The organism is Tamlana carrageenivorans (genome assembly GCF_002893765.1).
In the GTDB taxonomy this organism is placed as follows: domain Bacteria; phylum Bacteroidota; class Bacteroidia; order Flavobacteriales; family Flavobacteriaceae; genus Pseudotamlana; species Pseudotamlana carrageenivorans.
Genome location: NZ_CP025938.1, coordinates 2,364,546 through 2,381,472 on the forward strand (window position 1 = coordinate 2,364,546; position 16,927 = coordinate 2,381,472).

The window sequence follows — 16,927 nt, forward strand, 5'->3', positions numbered from 1 at the left end:
AAATGAAACGGACTATATATGTTTATGCCCATTGGGTGGAGTTAGGTATTCCTGTTTTAGTTGGAGAATTATATTCTGAGACTTTAAGGGGGAAAGAAATATTTTCTTTCGCTTATCACAAGGATTGGTTGCAATCTGATTATGCCTATCAGCTTGATCCAGATTTAGGCTTGTTTGAAGGCGTACAATATTTAAATGATGAAAAGTCGAATTTTGGGTTGTTTTTAGATTCCTCTCCAGATCGTTGGGGAAGAGTGCTCATGAAAAGAAGAGAAGCGGCAGTAGCCAGGAAAGAAGAAAGAAGAGCGCATAAATTATTCGAAACAGATTTTTTATTAGGTGTTTTTGATGGACATAGAATGGGGGCTTTACGATTTAAATTGGAAAAAGAATGCCCTTTTTTAAATGATAAAAAAGAATTGGCAAGTCCGCCATGGACATCAATAAGGGCATTGGAGCAAATAAGCCTGCGTTTAGAAGATGATGATAGTCTGGATGATCCCGATTATTTAAAGTGGTTACAGATGCTCGTTTCTCCTGGATCTTCTTTAGGTGGCGCCAGACCAAAAGCAAGTGTGCTGGATAACGGAGGGCATTTGTGGATTGCTAAATTCCCTAGTAAAAATGATGGTGATGATATTGGTGGATGGGAAATGGTAGCTTACGAATTAGCCATTCAGTCTGGAATTGTAATGGCGAACTCTCAAGCTGAAAAATTTAGTAGTACCCAACATACGTTTTTAACAAAGCGTTTTGATAGGACTAGTGCGGGTGAAAGAATTCATTTTGCTTCTGCAATGACCCTATTGGGCTATACCGATGGCACAGATGCTGCCACGGGAGCTAGTTATCTAGAATTGGTGGATTTTATCACGAAGCATGGCGCAAGCCCAGATAAAGATTTAAAACAACTATGGCGAAGAATCGTTTTTAGTATTTGCGTATCAAATACCGACGATCACTTACGAAATCACGGATTTCTATTAACAGCCAAGGGTTGGGTTTTATCACCTGCCTATGACATAAATCCAGTAGAAACAGGAACGGGTTTAAAATTAAATATATCTGAAGATGATAATGCTTTAGATCTTGACTTAGCTTTAGAAGTGGCTCCTTATTTTAGAATAGAGGCAGAGGAGGCTTCACAAATAGTAAACGAAATAACTCAAGTTGTAAGTAATTGGAAGGTAATAGCTAACAAATATGGTTTGTCTAGAAGGGAACAAGAATTAAAAGCTTCTGCATTTAATAGCTCAGAAGCCAAATGCTGATTGTTGGTTGTTTAGTAGGGATTTCAATAATTGAACCATGGAGGATAAAAGTTAAATATTAGATATTAGATATTAGAAGGGGGGATTGGTTGTTGGTTTCAGGTTTGATTTAGCTAAAAGTTTAAACTTGGGCATTGTCATCCTAAGCTTGTCGAAGGGTAAAAGTTAAAAGGTAAAATTGGTTGTTGGTAATGGCATATAGTGAAAACAAGGAGCAACAGTTACGCGATTACACAATTTAACAATGTGGTCATTTGAAAATTTGAAAATGGAATAATGGAAGGTAGAAGTTGAAAGTTAAATATTAGATATTAGAAGTTAAATATAAAAAGTAAAAAAATAGGTTGATGATTTAGTTTAGCAGGGAGTAAAATTGGGGCTGAACGATTATCCGATTAAACAAATCAACACTGACACATTAAGCCCTTTCGGCAATACAACACTGACACATCGTTTAATAATAAAAAAAACGCAACCACTTGAAAATAAAGTAATTGCGTTTAAAATTGTGGAGTCGGAGAGAATCGAACTCTCGTCCAAACAAGTAACCAAAGGGCTTTCTACACGTTTATTCTTTTCTTGTTTTTTCGATTGCAAGCTGGTTAAAGACAACCCACTTACAACTTAGCTTCTTTAGTTTCGTAAAAGCATCAAAGCACTGCTTAAACTATATTGACATTTACGATGCCTCAAAATGGAACGCCGTCAATCAAGGCTTTCCGGAGACATAAAGCTTTCCCGCCTTGCGGGACTAGGCCAATCTTACTATAATTCAGATTATGCAGCTAAAGCGTAGTTATTCTCGCCGTTTAAAATTTGGTCTAGCCTTTTACGTGTTTCAATGCCATTACACGACGTGCTTACCGTTCAATTAATCTCGCTGTCAAAACCAGTCGACCCCATTATGCTTGCTCTTGCAAGTAACCTATAATTGAAACATATTTTTAACTCAAAAATGTATTAAAAATAACGCGGATGAACTTATCAAGTTAGTCGGAAAAACTTAAAAAAGCTATCACTTTCACATTATTTTTTTGGAAAACAACAGGTTCTCTTAAACACATTTTTTAGGCGTTTCCCTATCGGGTCAGGCTTTTCGCTATATCTTTTTTGTGCTGAACTTGTTTCAGTATCACATCAAAAAAGTGACCCAGATCTAAGTTCGAAATCATTTAAAATTTTAAACTAAGCACAAAAAAGGATGCCGCTGCAATCCTTAACGCGGGCGTCAAAGGTATTAAAAAAGTTTCAACTTCAATAGAAGCAATTGTATTTCCCTTGAAAAATAACTTTTTGAGTATATAAACACTTACGAAGCTTGAAAGTTCTTCAGCCTTTAGTCGCCATACTTAGTTGTCCATAAGAACAATTTTATAAATTATGACATCGCGGCGTTTAAGCTATTATATTTAAGATTAAATTTGGCGAAAAAAATGAATTTTCAATGAACAAACCAAGGGTTGCTTTAGTTGTTGGGATTTTATGCATCTCAATTTTCCCTATTCTTGTAAAACTTAAATTAACACCAGGTGTTATTTCAGCTTTTTATAGAATGCTTATGGCTTCTATCGTTATTTTGCCTTCGATTATACAAAACTTCTCGACTCCGCTCGAAGACCATTAATATAAGCTCAGGGAATCTCAGTGGTGCCTCTGTGAATCTCTGTGTTTCAACTTCGAAGCTTTGCAATTCAAATACACGGTGTTCGAGCGAAGTCGAGAGCATTATATCTTCGATTATACAAAACTTCTCGACTCCGCTCGAAGACCATTAATATAAGCTCAGGGAATCTCAGTGGTGCCTCTGTGAATCTCTGTGTTTCAACTTCGAAGCTTTGCAATTCAAATACACGGTGTTCGAGCGAAGTCGAGAGCATTATATCTTAGTTTATACAAAACTTCTCAACTCCGCTCGAAGACCATTAATATAAGCTCAGGGAATCTCAGTGGTGCCTCTGTGAATCTCTGTGTTTCAACTTCGAAGCTTTGCAATTCAAATACACGGTGTTCGAGCGAAGTCGAGAGCATTATATCTTCGATTATACAAAACTTCTCGACTCCGCTCGAAGACCATTAATATAAGCTCAGGGAATCTCAGTGGTGCCTCTGTGAATCTCTGTGTTTCAACTTCGAAGCTTTGCAATTCAAATACACGGTGTTCGAGCGAAGTCGAGAGCATTATATCTTAGTTTATACAAAACTTCTCAACTCCGCTCGAAGACCATTAATATAAGCTCAGGGAATCTCAGTGGTGCCTCTGTGAATCTCTGTGTTTCAACTTAGAAGCTTTGCAATTCAAATACACGGTGTTCGAGCGAAGTCGAGAGCATTATATCTTCGATTATACAAAACTTCTCAACTCCGCTCGAAGACCATTAATATAAGCTCTGCGAATCTCAGTGGTGCCTCTGTGAATCTCTGTGTTTCAACTTCGAAGCTTTGCAATTCAAATACACGGTGTTCGAGCGAAGTCGAGAGCATTATATCTTCGATTATACAAAACTTCTCGACTCCGCTCGAAGACCATTAATATAAGCTCAGGGAATCTCAGTGGTGCCTCTGTGAATCTCTGTGTTTCAACTTCGAAGCTTTGCAATTCAAATACACGGTGTTCGAGCGAAGTCGAGAGCATTATATCTTAGTTTATACAAAACTTCTCGACTCCGCTCGAAGACCATTAATATAAGCTCAGGGAATCTCAGTGGTGCCTCTGTGAATCTCTGTGTTTCAACTTAGAAGCTTTGCAATTCAAATACACGGTGTTCGAGCGAAGTCGAGAGCATTATATCTTAGTTTATACAAAACTTCTCGACTCCGCTCGAAGACCATTAATATAAGCTCGGGGAATCTCAGTGTTTCAACTTTAAGGCTTTCTAACCTTCTAACTTTATAACAGTCTAACTTCGTATCTTAGTAACTACAATGCTACAAAAACAGATTCCTGGCACCTAAGAACAAAACCTATGAAATTTGCTATAATTAAAGAACGTATCATACCACCAGACCCAAGAGTGGTTTTCTCGCCTTCCAAATTAAAGGAAGTGACACGTCGGTTTTCAAAAGCCCAATTTAAAATTGAAGCTTCAAAAGATCGTACCTTCCCAGATGAAGCCTATAAAAGAGAAGGATTTGAAGTGACAGCCGATGTTTCCGACTGTGACGTTTTCATTGGTATCAAGGAAGTGCCTGTGGAAGCGCTTATTCCAAATAAAACCTACATGTTTTTTTCGCATACCATAAAAAAGCAAGCTCATAACCAAAGGCTTTTAAAAGCCATTTTAGATAAAAACATCACGCTTTACGATCATGAAACACTGGTAGATCGCCATGGTGTTCGCCTTATCGGTTTTGGGAAATACGCAGGTATTGTTGGGGCTTATAATGCGTTTAGAACCTGGGGATTAAAATTTAACTGTTGGGATTTGCTAACAGCGCAACATTTAAATAGTACCGCTGCTTTACAAGAAGAACTTGGCAAACTAAAATTACCTAGCATTAAAATTTTAGTAACGGGAAATGGGCGCGTCTCCAAAAGCGTCCATATAATGTTGGATGCCATGGGGATTAAAGCAGTTTCTGTTGCCGAATTTTTAAACGGATCTTTTGATGAGCCAGTGTATTGCAAAGTTCATGTGGGTGACTATAACATCCACAAATCAGGAAAGGCCTTTGTGAACGCTGATTTTTATAAAAACCCACAGGACTATAAGTCTAATTTTATGCGATTTGCTCAGGTGGCCGATTTATTAATTACAGGTCATTTTTATAGTGGAGGGGCTCCTATATTTTACACCCAAGCCGATGTAAAATCACCCCATTTCAATATTAAAGTGGTAGCCGATATTAGTTGCGATGTTAACGGGCCTTTGGCAACAACGCTTCGAGCTTCAAACATTAATAACCCTATTTATGGTTACGATCCAGAAACTGGAAGTGAAGTGGATTATAGAAAGCAAAACGCCATTGCGGTAATGGCGGTTAGTAATTTACCTTGTGAAACCCCTAAAGATGCCAGCCGTGGTTTTGGTGAAGTATTTTCACAAGAAATCATACCAGCCTTTTTTAATAATGATAAAGATGGTATTTTGCAGCGGGCAAAAATTACCGAACACGGTACATTAACCCCAAAATTTTCCTATCTGCAAGATTATGTAGATGGTAACGAACCGAATTGATTACTAAATTGAAGAAATTAAGCATGAAAACAGCTTTGGTAACCGGAGCAGCATCCGGATTAGGATATGAACTCACCCTATTATTAGCAAAAGACCACTATAAACTTATTTTGGTCGATGTGAATCCTGAAGCATTAGAGCAAGCCAAAACCAACCTGTTAAAAGATTTTGATGTGGAGGTGATCACACTGGTAAAAGATCTAGCCGTTCCTAATGTATCGGAAGACATTATGAAAACCATTAATTACCAACCCATAGATGTTCTTATAAATAATGCTGGTTTTGGTTTGTTTGGAACCTTTGCTGAAACCGATTGGGAGCGTGAGCTCGCCATGCTTCATGTGCATATAATAACCACAACACATTTAACTAAACTGGTATTGGAAGGGATGGTAAAACGCGGTTCTGGAAAAATTTTAAATATGTCCTCATTGGCAGCCTTTCAGCCCGGACCATTAATGTCTATTTACTATGCTTCCAAAGGATATATGCTGTCGTTTTCTGAAGCTATAGCTAACGAATTAAAAGGCACAGGCGTTACGGTAACCGCATTATGCCCTGGGCCAACGCAAACGTCTTTTCAGCAAACCGTTTCAGAAAATACGACCGATAACAAAATTAAATTCAATATGGCCTGTGCTAAAAGTGTTGCTGCATATGGCTATAAAGCCATGTTACAAGGAAAAGCTTATGCCATTCCAGGAGGTTTTAATAAGTTTTTAGCCACTGTTCCTCGATTTATTACCCGAAACGCAGCAGCTAACATTGTTAGAAAAATTCAAACTAAAAACAGAAATAGTTAATATCGTTTTAACCGAAATTACTGTTGTAAGCGATACTGAAATCTCTGGAAAAATGAAACTTAACAATTAGGAAAATCCTGTTTTAGAGGGAAGTATATTTGAAGGTGTTTTTTTCGTTGCTATTAGCGATTAACTAAATTATAAAATCACCTTCAAAAGTAATCTTGGACTATAATTTGGGTCTGTTTCGAACTGCTTTTAGCTGTATTATTTGCTTTTCTAATATCTGACATATTAAAAATCTTCCTTTTAGTTGGGTATTGATTTTTTACACTTAAAATCAATACATAAAACAGTTAATATGCCTAGCGTATAAGCAACTAAATCGGAAATATTAAATGTGCTGCCTAATATAATTTTTATAAGTGATTGTCTTGTAAATTAAGGGTTTGTAAGATATTGATGAGTTGTAGGAATTCTATAAAAAATGCAAATACTAATACAGAAACGGCTATTTTAAAGTCATATCCCCTTATAAAACTTTTAAAAAAGTAATACAGTAAAATAACAACTAAATAGTCGCCAAATGTGTGGCGTATAAATCCTGTTTTTATAAAGGTTGCGATTCCTACTTCTATTAAAAATAGGAGTATGGTGATTATGGTATATGTTTTATTAAGGCTAAATGACATGAGAATAAGTTGTTTTTTTAATATTTAACGGTTATTACATTGTAAAAGTAATAGCATGCGATTGGGATATTTAGAAGTATAATTCCACATGTTTTTAATAATTCTACGCGGTGTTTATTATTTGCTATTACTGCTATCAGGTTTATGATAAATACCATTAAGTTAAATGGTATAGCTATTAAAACATATTGAAATCTGATGTCTTCCATGAGGTTTGAATTGTCAAAATATAGGAACAAGGAAAGTATTGTTGTCCCTATGATAAAACTTAAAATGGCTGTGGTTTTTCCTTAGTATATGAGGTTTTTCATTGGGAGTTACTGTTTGCGTTAATGATTGTAGCGGCATCCTTTTTTGTGCTTAGTTTAGAATTTTAAATTATTTCGAACTTAGATCAGGGGCACTTATTTGATGTGTTACTGAAACAAGTTCGGCACAAGAAAGATATAGCGAAAAGCATGACCCCCGATTTTTCTCGGGGGTAACGCCCAAATTGATCATCCGTTATTCCAATCAATGCGTCTTGAAACGTACATAATACTTGCTAAAATTAGGAATAGACTAATGCTTCCTACAAGTAATGCGTAGTTTTCTAACTGAATGATAACATATATAAAGGTGTATAAAGCTGCTAAACTAACACTTATGAACAATGGAAACTTATATGTTTTTAAAATGGATTTAGCATATAATGTGATGAGTACGATTACTGAAGTGCCGGCGATTAGGTAGGCTTTTAAAAAGTTGCTGTGTTCTGATATGGAGACTAATAATGTGTAGAACATGGTTAATGAAACGCCTATCATTAAATATTGAAAGGGATGTATATTTATTTTACATTAGTGTCCGATAAAAGATTTAAAAAGCGGGATTTCCAAGATAGGATTTCCCGCTTATTTTGTATCTTGAAGTTATCACACATCCAAGATATGAATAAAAGTAAAAACTTTAGCGGACACCCCATAATCAAACAGGTATTAAATTTCATTTTGCCCAAAGATGTTCATCGGACAGCCAAAAAGCACAACAGCGATCGCTATACCAAAAAGTTTACCACCTATGAGCATTTGGCCACTATGGTATTTACCGTGATCAGTGGCTGTAGCTCACTTCGTGAGGTTTCCAGTATTATGCTTGCCTGCGAGGGAAAGATCAACCATCTAGGACTCACGGACTTTCCAAAACGCAGTACCTTGTCAGATGCTAACAGGAGAAGAAGCTCTGAAGTATTTGCCGATATTTATCATTTACTCTACAAACGTTACCATCGCTTTTTATCGGACAGCAGACCCTTAGAACCTGCAGTGAAGAACCTTAAAATCGTTGATTCCTCGACCATCCCCCTATTTAGTGACATTCTTAAAGGTGTAGGAAGGAACCCGCTCAACGGCAAAAAGAAAGGAGGTATCAAGATGCATACTATGATAAACGCCATGGAAGACGTTCCTTGTCTGATTAAGTTTTCAAGCGCGGCCACGCACGACCACACCTTTTTAAAAGACCTGGAACTCAAGAAGGGCTCTTATGTGGTTTTTGACAAAGGGTATGTGGATTATGAGCAATACCAAAAATGGACACTGGAAGATGTTTACTTTGTGACTCGGCAAAAGGACAATGCTCGCTATACAAGCCTTGAAGAGTTTGATATCTCCAATAAAGTGGACGATGCTGTCTTAAAGGACGAAAAAATAGGGCTTACGGACAAAAACGGCAATGCTTTTTCCCTGAGGAGAATCGCTTTTTGGCACGAAAAGCACCAAAAAGTTTATGAGTTCATCACTAATAATTATGATCTTGATGCAGACAAAATAGCCGACATCTATAAAAATAGGTGGCAGATTGAGACGATGTTCAAGCGGCTTAAACAGAACTTTCCGCTAAAGTATTTTTTGGGAGACAATCAAAATGCCATCGAAATACAAATCTGGGTCAGTTTGATAATCCAGCTCATTATGCTTGTGATCCAAAGAAAAGCCCAAAGAAACTGGGCTTATTCCAATATGATGTCCGTCATACGATACCATTTGATGACATATATCGATTTGTTCAAATTCCTGAAAAACCCAGAAGCTAATTGGGAAGAGATTACAACCAAAAACATTGGGCAATTAAGCCTTTTTGACCCATAAGGAGGTTCTGTTTTCAAAATAAAGAGTGCGATCAATAAAAAAGGCCAACACCAAAGCTTTTTTAGCTAATTCTGTTTTTTATCGGACAACAATATTTATTTTACTTAAGGTTTGTATTAAAAAGAATATCAAAAAGGTTAGCCCAATAACTAGAAAACCATATTTAGCAGAGCGTTCACTTTTTTGATATTCATCAACCATAACCATAAACTTAGTGCCAAAGGCAAATTGTTTTAAATTTGGGATATTTTTTAAATGCTGTTGTGAAAATGCTCGGTTTATATGTAGTACTTTCCAGTGGGCCTTAAAGCCATCTTTAGAAATTTGTTTGGTTTCATCGTTAGGGAGGTAGTTACCTATAAAACTGGGATCGGCCCAGTTGGAAACCATTTGCATTTGTGTTGTTTTTCCAATAGGAATGAGTTGTATTTGTTTACTACCATTAAAAGTTATGGAAAAACTAAATTCTGTATTGTTATTCTGTAAATAATTTTCTTGATTTATAAAATTTGATTCTAAAACGTCTAAATCGGTGTTTTTTCTGTCGTTTAGATTGGTTTCAAAGTTGTAGGTTTTGTTATTAAATTTTAATTGTATTTCGCTTTTTATGCCTTTTAAGTTGGAGGTTTCAATAATAACAGAAGCTTTATTCCAAATAATATCTTCGGGCTTAATGCCTTTAGACTCTAAATTAATAGGTGTATAATGCCCTGTAAAGTCCATTTTTGACGTAAAAACTGCCGATTCTAAATTACCGCGATTTAATGTTTTTGAATTTACGTTAACGGAAGTATTAAGTTTTTCAGGGAAAATATAAGCGTGTTTTATATGGGTTTGTGTTTCTTTTAAGTAGGTGCTTGTGATGTCATTGTATGTTTTAGATTCGGTGTAACTTTTATATGGGATTTTAAGAATAGGACCATACACCAAAACGTTGTTTCCTCATTTTTCGTTGATTTCATTAACCACATCTTTTTGTCTGTAGGCTCTTTCTTCTATTAAATTTTTGATATACGAAAGGGGAATTAATAGAATTATAACAAGGAAGCCTACCATAAGCATTCTTGCTGTAGTTGAATATTTTAACCAATTTCCAAATTTGTTGTTTTGAGATGTGTTTTCGGGTGTTTTCATAATTATATAATATAAAGTACTTTGAAATTAAAAGTAAGTTGATAAATTTTTTTGTTATTGTTTATTTATTAATTTTTCAAGCGCTTCTATATGTTTTTTAAATGCCATACTGCCTAGTTCGGTGGTAGAGTAGCGGGTGTTTGGCTTTCTGCCAATAAATTGTTTTTCCACTTTTATATAATCTGCTTTTTCTAAAGCTTTGGTATGACTTGCTAGATTACCATCTGTGGCTTCTAATAATTCTTTCAGCATATTAAAATCGGCATACTCATTAACCATTAAAATAGACATGATGCCCAATCTAATTCTATGATCGAATACTTTATTAATGTTGGTTATAATGCTCATTTTTATGTTTTCAGTCTGAAAATAAGGTGTTTACTGCTAGGTTTCGTGTTCTGGGCTTTATATGAATTTAATTTTTATCATATTTAAAATGCATCCATGTGCCGTAAATTATATGGGCTACTCCGAAACCTAAAATCCACAACCAGAAACCATAGCCTGGTAATAGAGCTGCTATTAGGCCTAATATTATTTCGGTATATCCTAAATATCTAATATTTCCAAAACTATATTTTGAGGCATTAATTAGTGCTAAACCATAAAAAATTAGCATGAGTGCACCTGTATGCCCGTATTTTCCTTGCCCTAAAATAATTAAAATATAAAATCCGCCTGCTAATAATGGAATTATAAAGTTTATGATTAATCTTTTTGAGGTAGTATCCCAGATTTTTGCACCGTTTCTTTTTGCTTTTTTGGTAGTAAGATAAATTCCTGTGATGATACTTAAAAAAGCAATTAAGAATAAATCAAGCATGGCCAAAGTAAATATTCTCCCATCAAGAATTAAGTAGTCACTTCCTGAATTGTCAACTAACCAATACGCGATTGCGCCACCAATTAAAGCGTAAATACCAGCCATGATACCTGATAAACCACTTAGTGAAATAAAGCGAGAAGACTTATTCATTAAGTCTTTAATCTCATTGATGTTTTTTAGATAATCTTTTGATTCCATATTAAAGTGCTTTGAATTGCAAAGTAAATAAAATGTTTTGATATAAATATTATTATTTTTTAATAAGTTAGTAAAAATGGAGTGTGTATTCTGTAAACACCTCAAATATAGTATTTTAAAGGGTTTTAAAGAAGGGTATTATGTGAATTAGTTGAAATTTTGAAATCTGTTATAAAAGGAAGTTCTCTAAACTTGATTGTTTTTCTTAACTAGATTCTAAAAATTCCCCCAAAAACAATTACGCGCTGTAAGTAAAAGAAGTGCTGTGAGGCACTTTCGGCTGTGTTGCTTGTGGTTCTTATATCCGGCATATTAATAAAACCACCTTTTAAATCCAATTGCATAAAAAAGTATTTAAAAAATGTGAGGTTAAGTCCGGCGTGGGCCGAAAACCCGTAACCTGCTACATGAAATTCATCATAGCGCTCCTTTTTTAGTAAAGTAGTATTGGTTTTAGGATATAAGGCGCCTCCAGCTAAACCTTCTGTGATATTAATTTGAAATTTATCGGTGTTTCTTATGTTAAAAAGTTTAGAAATATCGTCATATCTAGCAAATTCAGCATAAACATAATTTAAACCGTTGGTGTGTTCAAATTTTAAAAAGTCTTCAGAAACAAAAACAACTTCATTGTTATATGTGCCATTAAATGCACTTCCTAGCTCGGTGTCTGGTAAGTAGATATAACCATCAATAGTGCGCGTTCTATTTCGGTCCATTACATATTTCATATGATCTACACCTATTGATACGGTGTAATTATCAGAAATAAAATAACCAACTTTAGCGTTGGTTTGTGGAATAGTTAAACGGGTTGGATTTATATAATCGATGTGCCAACCTTTAGGCTTGTCTTTAGCCGTAACATCCTTTATAGTGAAGTTGTAATTTTTACCTTTAAAAGAAATATCCGATTTGGAAAATGATTCTCGATTTCCTCCCCAGCTAAAAAATATTTTTCCCTTATTAGAGGCTGTGTATTTAATAGGCTTGGTATCTTGGCCAAATATGTGCAATGAAAGTACTAAGAAGGCAAGGCCTAATAAGGGTTTATATGTCATGTAAAGTTTGTGAAGTTACAGGCTGTTTATGGTTTTTCTAATGGCTACTAAATTCGTTAAAAGCCCCTCTAAATTATCTAAATGAAGCATGTTAGCCCCGTCACTTTTAGCATTTGCAGGATCGAAATGGGTTTCAATGAATAAGCCATCTACGTTGTTAACGATTCCAGCTCTTGCTATGGTTTCAATCATATCTGGTCTGCCTCCTGTAACCCCAGCCGATTGATTAGGTTGTTGTAAGGAATGTGTCACATCTAAAACCGTTGGAGCGTACTCGCGCATAGTAGGAATACCTCTAAAGTCAACAATCATATCTTGATAGCCAAACATAGTGCCTCTATCGGTAATCCATGCTTTATCGCTACCAGCATCTTTTACTTTTTGTACGGCGTGTTTCATAGCTTCCGGACTCATAAACTGGCCTTTTTTCAAATTAACCACTTTACCCGTTTTAGCTGCTGCAACAACCAAATCGGTTTGTCGTACTAAAAAGGCTGGAATTTGTAATACATCTACATATTCTGCGGCCATAGCAGCATCAGAGATTTCATGGATGTCGGTCACCGTTGGAACATCAAAAGTTTCTGAAACTTTTCTTAAAATTTTTAAGGCATTTTCATCACCAATGCCTGTAAAACTGTCAATTCTACTGCGATTAGCCTTTTTAAAACTACCTTTAAAAACGTAAGGAATTTCTAGTTTGTTTGTAATAGTTACCACTTTTTCGGCAATTCGCAGCGCCATGTCTTCGCCTTCAATGGCACATGGGCCACAAAGCAAAAAGAAATTATTGGAATGGGTGTGTTTTAACTTAGGAATATCGTTAAGGGTCATAGCCATGAATTTTTAGGGGATAAAGGTACGTAATAAAACCATTTTATTTTACTAATAATTAATACTACAATGTGTTGAAAGTGCACTTTTTTTGGACTTGTTTGTAAAAGAGTAAGGTTGAAGCTAACAGGGTGTTTTTTTTATTTAAGGTTCTTGTATGTTTTTTTGAAATATAAGTGATTGATAGCGAAGTTTGTAGTTGGATTTGCTGTCTTGGTTTTAGTAATTGTTAAGGCTAAACGAAAGCTTGTTTAAAATAAAAAACAAAAAAACAATTATCTATGAAAAAAGAGTACCTTTGCCGCTCAAAATAAGGCACTATTATGGCTAATATTAAAAACATTGCAATTATTGCACACGTAGATCATGGTAAAACTACGTTAGTTGACAAGATCATGTACCATTGTCAATTATTTCGTGAAAACGAAAACACAGGAGATTTAATTCTTGATAACAACGATTTAGAACGTGAAAGAGGAATCACCATTACATCTAAAAACGTTTCCGTTACATATAAGGATACTAAAATCAATATCATTGATACACCAGGTCACGCCGATTTTGGAGGAGAAGTAGAGCGTGTTTTAAACATGGCTGATGGTGTTTTATTGCTAGTAGATGCCTTTGAAGGGCCGATGCCACAAACACGATTTGTACTTCAAAAAGCCATCGACTTAGGTTTAAAACCATGTGTGGTTGTAAATAAAGTGGATAAAGAAAACTGTACGCCTGATGAAGTTCATGAAAAGGTTTTCGATTTAATGTTTGAATTAGGTGCCGAAGAATGGCAATTGGATTTCCCAACAGTGTATGGTTCTGCTAAGAATAACTGGATGAGTGATGATTGGCAAAATCAAACTGAAAATATCGAGCCGCTATTAGATATGGTGATCGAACATATTCCAGAGCCTAAAATTGAAGAAGGTACAACCCAAATGTTAATCACTTCTTTAGATTTTTCGTCGTTTACAGGGCGTATTGCTATTGGACGTTTAACACGAGGTGAACTTAAAGTAGGTCAGAATATTTCTTTAGTGAAACGCGACGGAAGTATTGTAAAAAATAGAATTAAGGAACTTCATGTGTTTGAAGGTCTTGGGCGTATAAAAGTAGATGAGGTTCAAACAGGTGATATCTGTGCAATTGTTGGTTTAGAAGGTTTTGAAATTGGTGATACGGTTGCCGATTTTGAAAATCCTGAAGGTTTAAAAACCATCGCCATTGATGAGCCTACGATGAGTATGTTATTCACGATTAACGATTCACCTTTCTTCGGGAAAGATGGAAAGTTTGTAACGTCTCGTCATATTAAAGACCGTTTAACTAAAGAGCTTGAGAAAAACTTAGCTTTACGTGTTAACGAAACTGATAGTGCTGATAAATTCATGGTTTTTGGTCGTGGGGTACTGCATTTATCTGTTTTAATTGAAACCATGCGTCGTGAAGGTTATGAGCTTCAAATTGGGCAACCACAAGTTATTATTAAAGAAATTGATGGTGTAAAATGTGAGCCCGTAGAGGAGATGACTATCGATTTACCGGAAACTGTTTCTGGTAAAGCTGTTGAAATGGTAACCATGCGTAAAGGTGAAATGTTAAGTATGGAAGCTAAAGGTGATCGTATGGTTTGTGAGTTTATTATTCCTTCAAGAGGGATTATAGGTCTTAGAAATCAGTTACTAACCGCTACGGCTGGTGAGGCTATTATGGCTCACCGTTTTAAAGAGTACCAACCTTTAAAAGGTGGTATTCCAGAGCGTCAAAACGGATCGTTAGTTTCTATGGAAAAAGGACAAGCTATTCCTTATTCTATTGATAAATTACAAGATCGTGGTAAGTTTTTCGTAGACCCAGGTGAAGATATTTATGAAGGACAAGTTATTGGAGAAAATTCACGTGGTGATGATATGACGGTTAACGTAACGAAAACTAAAAAGTTAAGTAACGTACGTTCGTCTGGTGCCGATGATAAAGCTAAAATTGTGCCTGCTATTAAATTCTCTTTAGAAGAGGCTTTAGAATATATTCAAAAAGATGAGTATGTTGAGGTGACACCAAACTTTTTACGTCTACGTAAAATTTACTTAACCGAAGTAGAGCGTAAAAGAAATAAATCTATTTAAAAGATGGAGTTTTTAGGAGTTTTATGGGTAGAATGGCTAGGATACTTAGCTACAGCTGTCGTATTAATTTCTTTTTTAACCAAATCTTTAAAAAAATTACGAATAGTAAACTCCGCAGGATGTTTACTATTCGTGCTTTATGGCATTGCATTAAGTCCTTCTTCTATGCCCATAATTATAACGAATTCAGCTATTTGCTGTATTAATATCTACTACTTGTATTTTCAGAAAAATTAAGGAGAACAGCTCTTTTTTATTTCTACGGCTTTTCTCAATTTTAAATTCATACTCAGAATTTAAATGATTTTGTATATTTGGTTTCTTATAAATTGATAAGAGACCAATAATTAGTCTTTTTATGTGTTATACATACCAAAGGGTGTGTTTAATGTATCTGTTAATTATAACCAAACTAAAATATTAATTGAAGGAATTAATAGACTATATAAATAGCAAGGTTTTCGAAAAAATTGCTTCCTTACAAATTTTCGCTGTACTTGCTAGAATTGTGGCTGGACTATTAACATCTAAGGCTATTGCTGTGTTTATAGGCGCCGAAGGTTTAGCGCTAATTGGTAATTTGCGCAATTTTGTTCAAGCTTCTCAAACCGTCGCGTCTGGCGGACTTTATAAAGGTGTTGTTAAATATGTTGGAAAGTTTAAAGATAGTACCTCGGAACTTAGTAAAGTGATTTCTTCTGTGTTTTACACGGGGTTTGTTTCGACGGTTTTGGTATGTTTTTTTTGTTACCTTAAGGCTGAATGGATTAATGACATGGTCTTTCCCAATTATAACGACTATACCTATGTGATTAAAATTTTAGCAGTGGCTTTGCCTTTTTATATTTTGAATATGTTTTCATTTTCAATAATGAACGGCTTTTCGAAATATAAAATCCTAATTGTTATTAACACTATAGGTCAGCTTTTAAGTGTTTCTATTGCACTAATATTAATTTATCAAAACAAAATTGATGGCGCACTTATATCGGTGGTTATTGCCGAATCTTTAATATTTCTAATCACCTTAGTAGGGATCATTAATAGTCGTAGTTTAGTGCCGCTTATTAAAGCTAGTATGTTTAGTTTTGGGTATTTAAAAAAGATGCACTTGTTTGTGCTCATGGCCCTTTTTGCTGGTGTGTTATTACCCTTAGTTACACTAGCTATTCGAACGCATATTATTGAAAACATCGGTTATAAGGATGCGGGCTTTTGGGAAGCTATGACACGAATTTCAAAGTATTATTTAATGTTTGTTACTGCATTATTTACGCTGTATCGCTTACCTGAGTTTGTCGAAAAAAATGATAATAAGAAATTTAAAAAAGCAATACTTCGTTTCTATAAGCGCATGCTTCCTTTTTTAATCATTGGGCTTCTGTTAATTTATCTGCTCAGAAAATATATAGTACTCCTGGTTTTTACAGATGAGTTTCATCCGGTAGAAGATTTATTCTTTTGGCAGTTGTTAGGTGATTTTCTAAAAGTGTTGTCTATTGTAGTTGCTTATCAGTTCCTAGCAAAAAAAATGTTTTGGCATTATGTTTTAACCGAAGCTTTTTTAATAATAACACTGTATAGTTCAAGTATCTATTTTATTAATTTATATAATAGCATTCAAGGGGCTGTTATTGCGCATTTTGTGAGTTATTTGATGTATTTTGGGATAATTTTATTCATTTTTGGAGCCTCACTATTTGTTGTAGAAGATGGGGATGATAAGCGAAAACAATTTTAA

Annotated in this window: 11 protein-coding genes, 1 other RNA gene and 3 pseudogenes; 7 read left to right on the plus strand and 8 right to left on the minus strand. The window is 35.1% G+C overall.

What is annotated here, in order from left to right; translation table 11 throughout:
- Window positions 1-2: 2 nt before the first annotated feature.
- Complete coding sequence (locus tag C1A40_RS10460; protein ID WP_102995857.1) at window positions 3-1,271, plus strand: type II toxin-antitoxin system HipA family toxin; 1,269 nt, start codon at window positions 3-5, stop codon at window positions 1,269-1,271.
- A 506-nt stretch (window positions 1,272-1,777) separates the two neighbouring features.
- Here C1A40_RS10460 and ssrA read toward each other — a convergent pair.
- Window positions 1,778-2,172: a transfer-messenger RNA gene (ssrA, locus tag C1A40_RS10465) on the minus strand.
- A 543-nt stretch (window positions 2,173-2,715) separates the two neighbouring features.
- Here ssrA and C1A40_RS18505 point away from each other — a divergent pair.
- From C1A40_RS18505 to C1A40_RS10480, 3 genes and pseudogenes are all read left to right on the plus strand, one after another.
- Window positions 2,716-2,862 (plus strand): annotated as a pseudogene (locus C1A40_RS18505) (DMT family transporter); the annotation flags it as partial.
- A 1,372-nt stretch (window positions 2,863-4,234) separates the two neighbouring features.
- Complete coding sequence (locus C1A40_RS10475) at window positions 4,235-5,446, plus strand: NAD(P)-dependent oxidoreductase (protein ID WP_102995858.1); 1,212 nt, start codon at window positions 4,235-4,237, stop codon at window positions 5,444-5,446.
- A gap of 23 nt (window positions 5,447-5,469) precedes the next feature.
- The gene (locus C1A40_RS10480; protein ID WP_102995859.1) at window positions 5,470-6,249 is read left to right on the plus strand and encodes an SDR family NAD(P)-dependent oxidoreductase; all 780 of its coding nucleotides are present in this window, start codon (window positions 5,470-5,472) and stop codon (window positions 6,247-6,249) included.
- A gap of 359 nt (window positions 6,250-6,608) precedes the next feature.
- On the opposite strand, the gene C1A40_RS10485 is transcribed toward C1A40_RS10480, so the two are convergent.
- The gene (locus tag C1A40_RS10485; protein WP_102995860.1) at window positions 6,609-6,881 is read right to left on the minus strand and encodes a DUF2809 domain-containing protein; all 273 of its coding nucleotides are present in this window, start codon (window positions 6,879-6,881) and stop codon (window positions 6,609-6,611) included.
- 497 nt (window positions 6,882-7,378) lie between these two features.
- Window positions 7,379-7,717: pseudogene (locus C1A40_RS10490) on the minus strand (inner membrane CreD family protein); the annotation flags it as partial.
- Window positions 7,718-7,810: 93 nt separating this feature from the next.
- On the opposite strand from C1A40_RS10490, the gene C1A40_RS10495 reads away from it, so the two are divergent.
- Window positions 7,811-9,010 carry an IS4 family transposase gene (locus tag C1A40_RS10495; RefSeq protein ID WP_102994434.1) on the plus strand — a complete coding sequence of 400 codons (1,200 nt, stop codon included), beginning with the start codon at window positions 7,811-7,813 and terminating at the stop codon, window positions 9,008-9,010.
- Between the two features lie 78 nt (window positions 9,011-9,088).
- On the opposite strand, the pseudogene creD reads toward C1A40_RS10495, so the two are convergent.
- The 5 genes and pseudogenes from creD to kdsA form a co-directional block, all read right to left on the minus strand.
- Window positions 9,089-10,144: pseudogene (gene creD, locus C1A40_RS10500) on the minus strand (cell envelope integrity protein CreD).
- A 54-nt stretch (window positions 10,145-10,198) separates the two neighbouring features.
- Window positions 10,199-10,492, minus strand: coding sequence for a winged helix-turn-helix domain-containing protein (locus C1A40_RS10510; RefSeq protein WP_067148881.1), 294 nt, complete (start codon window positions 10,490-10,492; stop codon window positions 10,199-10,201).
- Between the two features lie 67 nt (window positions 10,493-10,559).
- Complete coding sequence (locus C1A40_RS10515) at window positions 10,560-11,168, minus strand: hypothetical protein (RefSeq protein WP_102995864.1); 609 nt, start codon at window positions 11,166-11,168, stop codon at window positions 10,560-10,562.
- Window positions 11,169-11,377: 209 nt separating this feature from the next.
- On the minus strand, window positions 11,378-12,229 hold the full coding sequence (locus tag C1A40_RS10520; RefSeq protein ID WP_102995865.1) for a hypothetical protein: 852 nt from the start codon (window positions 12,227-12,229) through the stop codon (window positions 11,378-11,380).
- 15 nt (window positions 12,230-12,244) lie between these two features.
- On the minus strand, window positions 12,245-13,063 hold the full coding sequence (kdsA, locus tag C1A40_RS10525) for a 3-deoxy-8-phosphooctulonate synthase (protein WP_102997194.1): 819 nt from the start codon (window positions 13,061-13,063) through the stop codon (window positions 12,245-12,247).
- A gap of 323 nt (window positions 13,064-13,386) precedes the next feature.
- Between kdsA and typA the strand changes: the two genes are divergently transcribed.
- Both typA and C1A40_RS10540 read left to right on the plus strand, forming a co-directional pair.
- The gene (typA, locus tag C1A40_RS10530; RefSeq protein ID WP_102995866.1) at window positions 13,387-15,186 is read left to right on the plus strand and encodes a translational GTPase TypA; all 1,800 of its coding nucleotides are present in this window, start codon (window positions 13,387-13,389) and stop codon (window positions 15,184-15,186) included.
- 424 nt (window positions 15,187-15,610) lie between these two features.
- On the plus strand, window positions 15,611-16,927 hold the full coding sequence (locus tag C1A40_RS10540; protein ID WP_102995868.1) for an O-antigen translocase: 1,317 nt from the start codon (window positions 15,611-15,613) through the stop codon (window positions 16,925-16,927).

Coding starts and splice junctions, on each gene's coding strand:
- C1A40_RS10460 (WP_102995857.1), top strand. CDS start 3: ATGAAACGGACTATATATGTTTATGCCCATTGGGTGGAGTTAGGTATT.
- C1A40_RS10475 (WP_102995858.1), top strand. CDS start 4,235: ATGAAATTTGCTATAATTAAAGAACGTATCATACCACCAGACCCAAGA.
- C1A40_RS10480 (WP_102995859.1), top strand. CDS start 5,470: ATGAAAACAGCTTTGGTAACCGGAGCAGCATCCGGATTAGGATATGAA.
- C1A40_RS10485 (WP_102995860.1), bottom strand. CDS start 6,881: ATGTCATTTAGCCTTAATAAAACATATACCATAATCACCATACTCCTA.
- C1A40_RS10495 (WP_102994434.1), top strand. CDS start 7,811: ATGAATAAAAGTAAAAACTTTAGCGGACACCCCATAATCAAACAGGTA.
- C1A40_RS10510 (WP_067148881.1), bottom strand. CDS start 10,492: ATGAGCATTATAACCAACATTAATAAAGTATTCGATCATAGAATTAGA.
- C1A40_RS10515 (WP_102995864.1), bottom strand. CDS start 11,168: ATGGAATCAAAAGATTATCTAAAAAACATCAATGAGATTAAAGACTTA.
- C1A40_RS10520 (WP_102995865.1), bottom strand. CDS start 12,229: ATGACATATAAACCCTTATTAGGCCTTGCCTTCTTAGTACTTTCATTG.
- kdsA (WP_102997194.1), bottom strand. CDS start 13,063: ATGACCCTTAACGATATTCCTAAGTTAAAACACACCCATTCCAATAAT.
- typA (WP_102995866.1), top strand. CDS start 13,387: ATGGCTAATATTAAAAACATTGCAATTATTGCACACGTAGATCATGGT.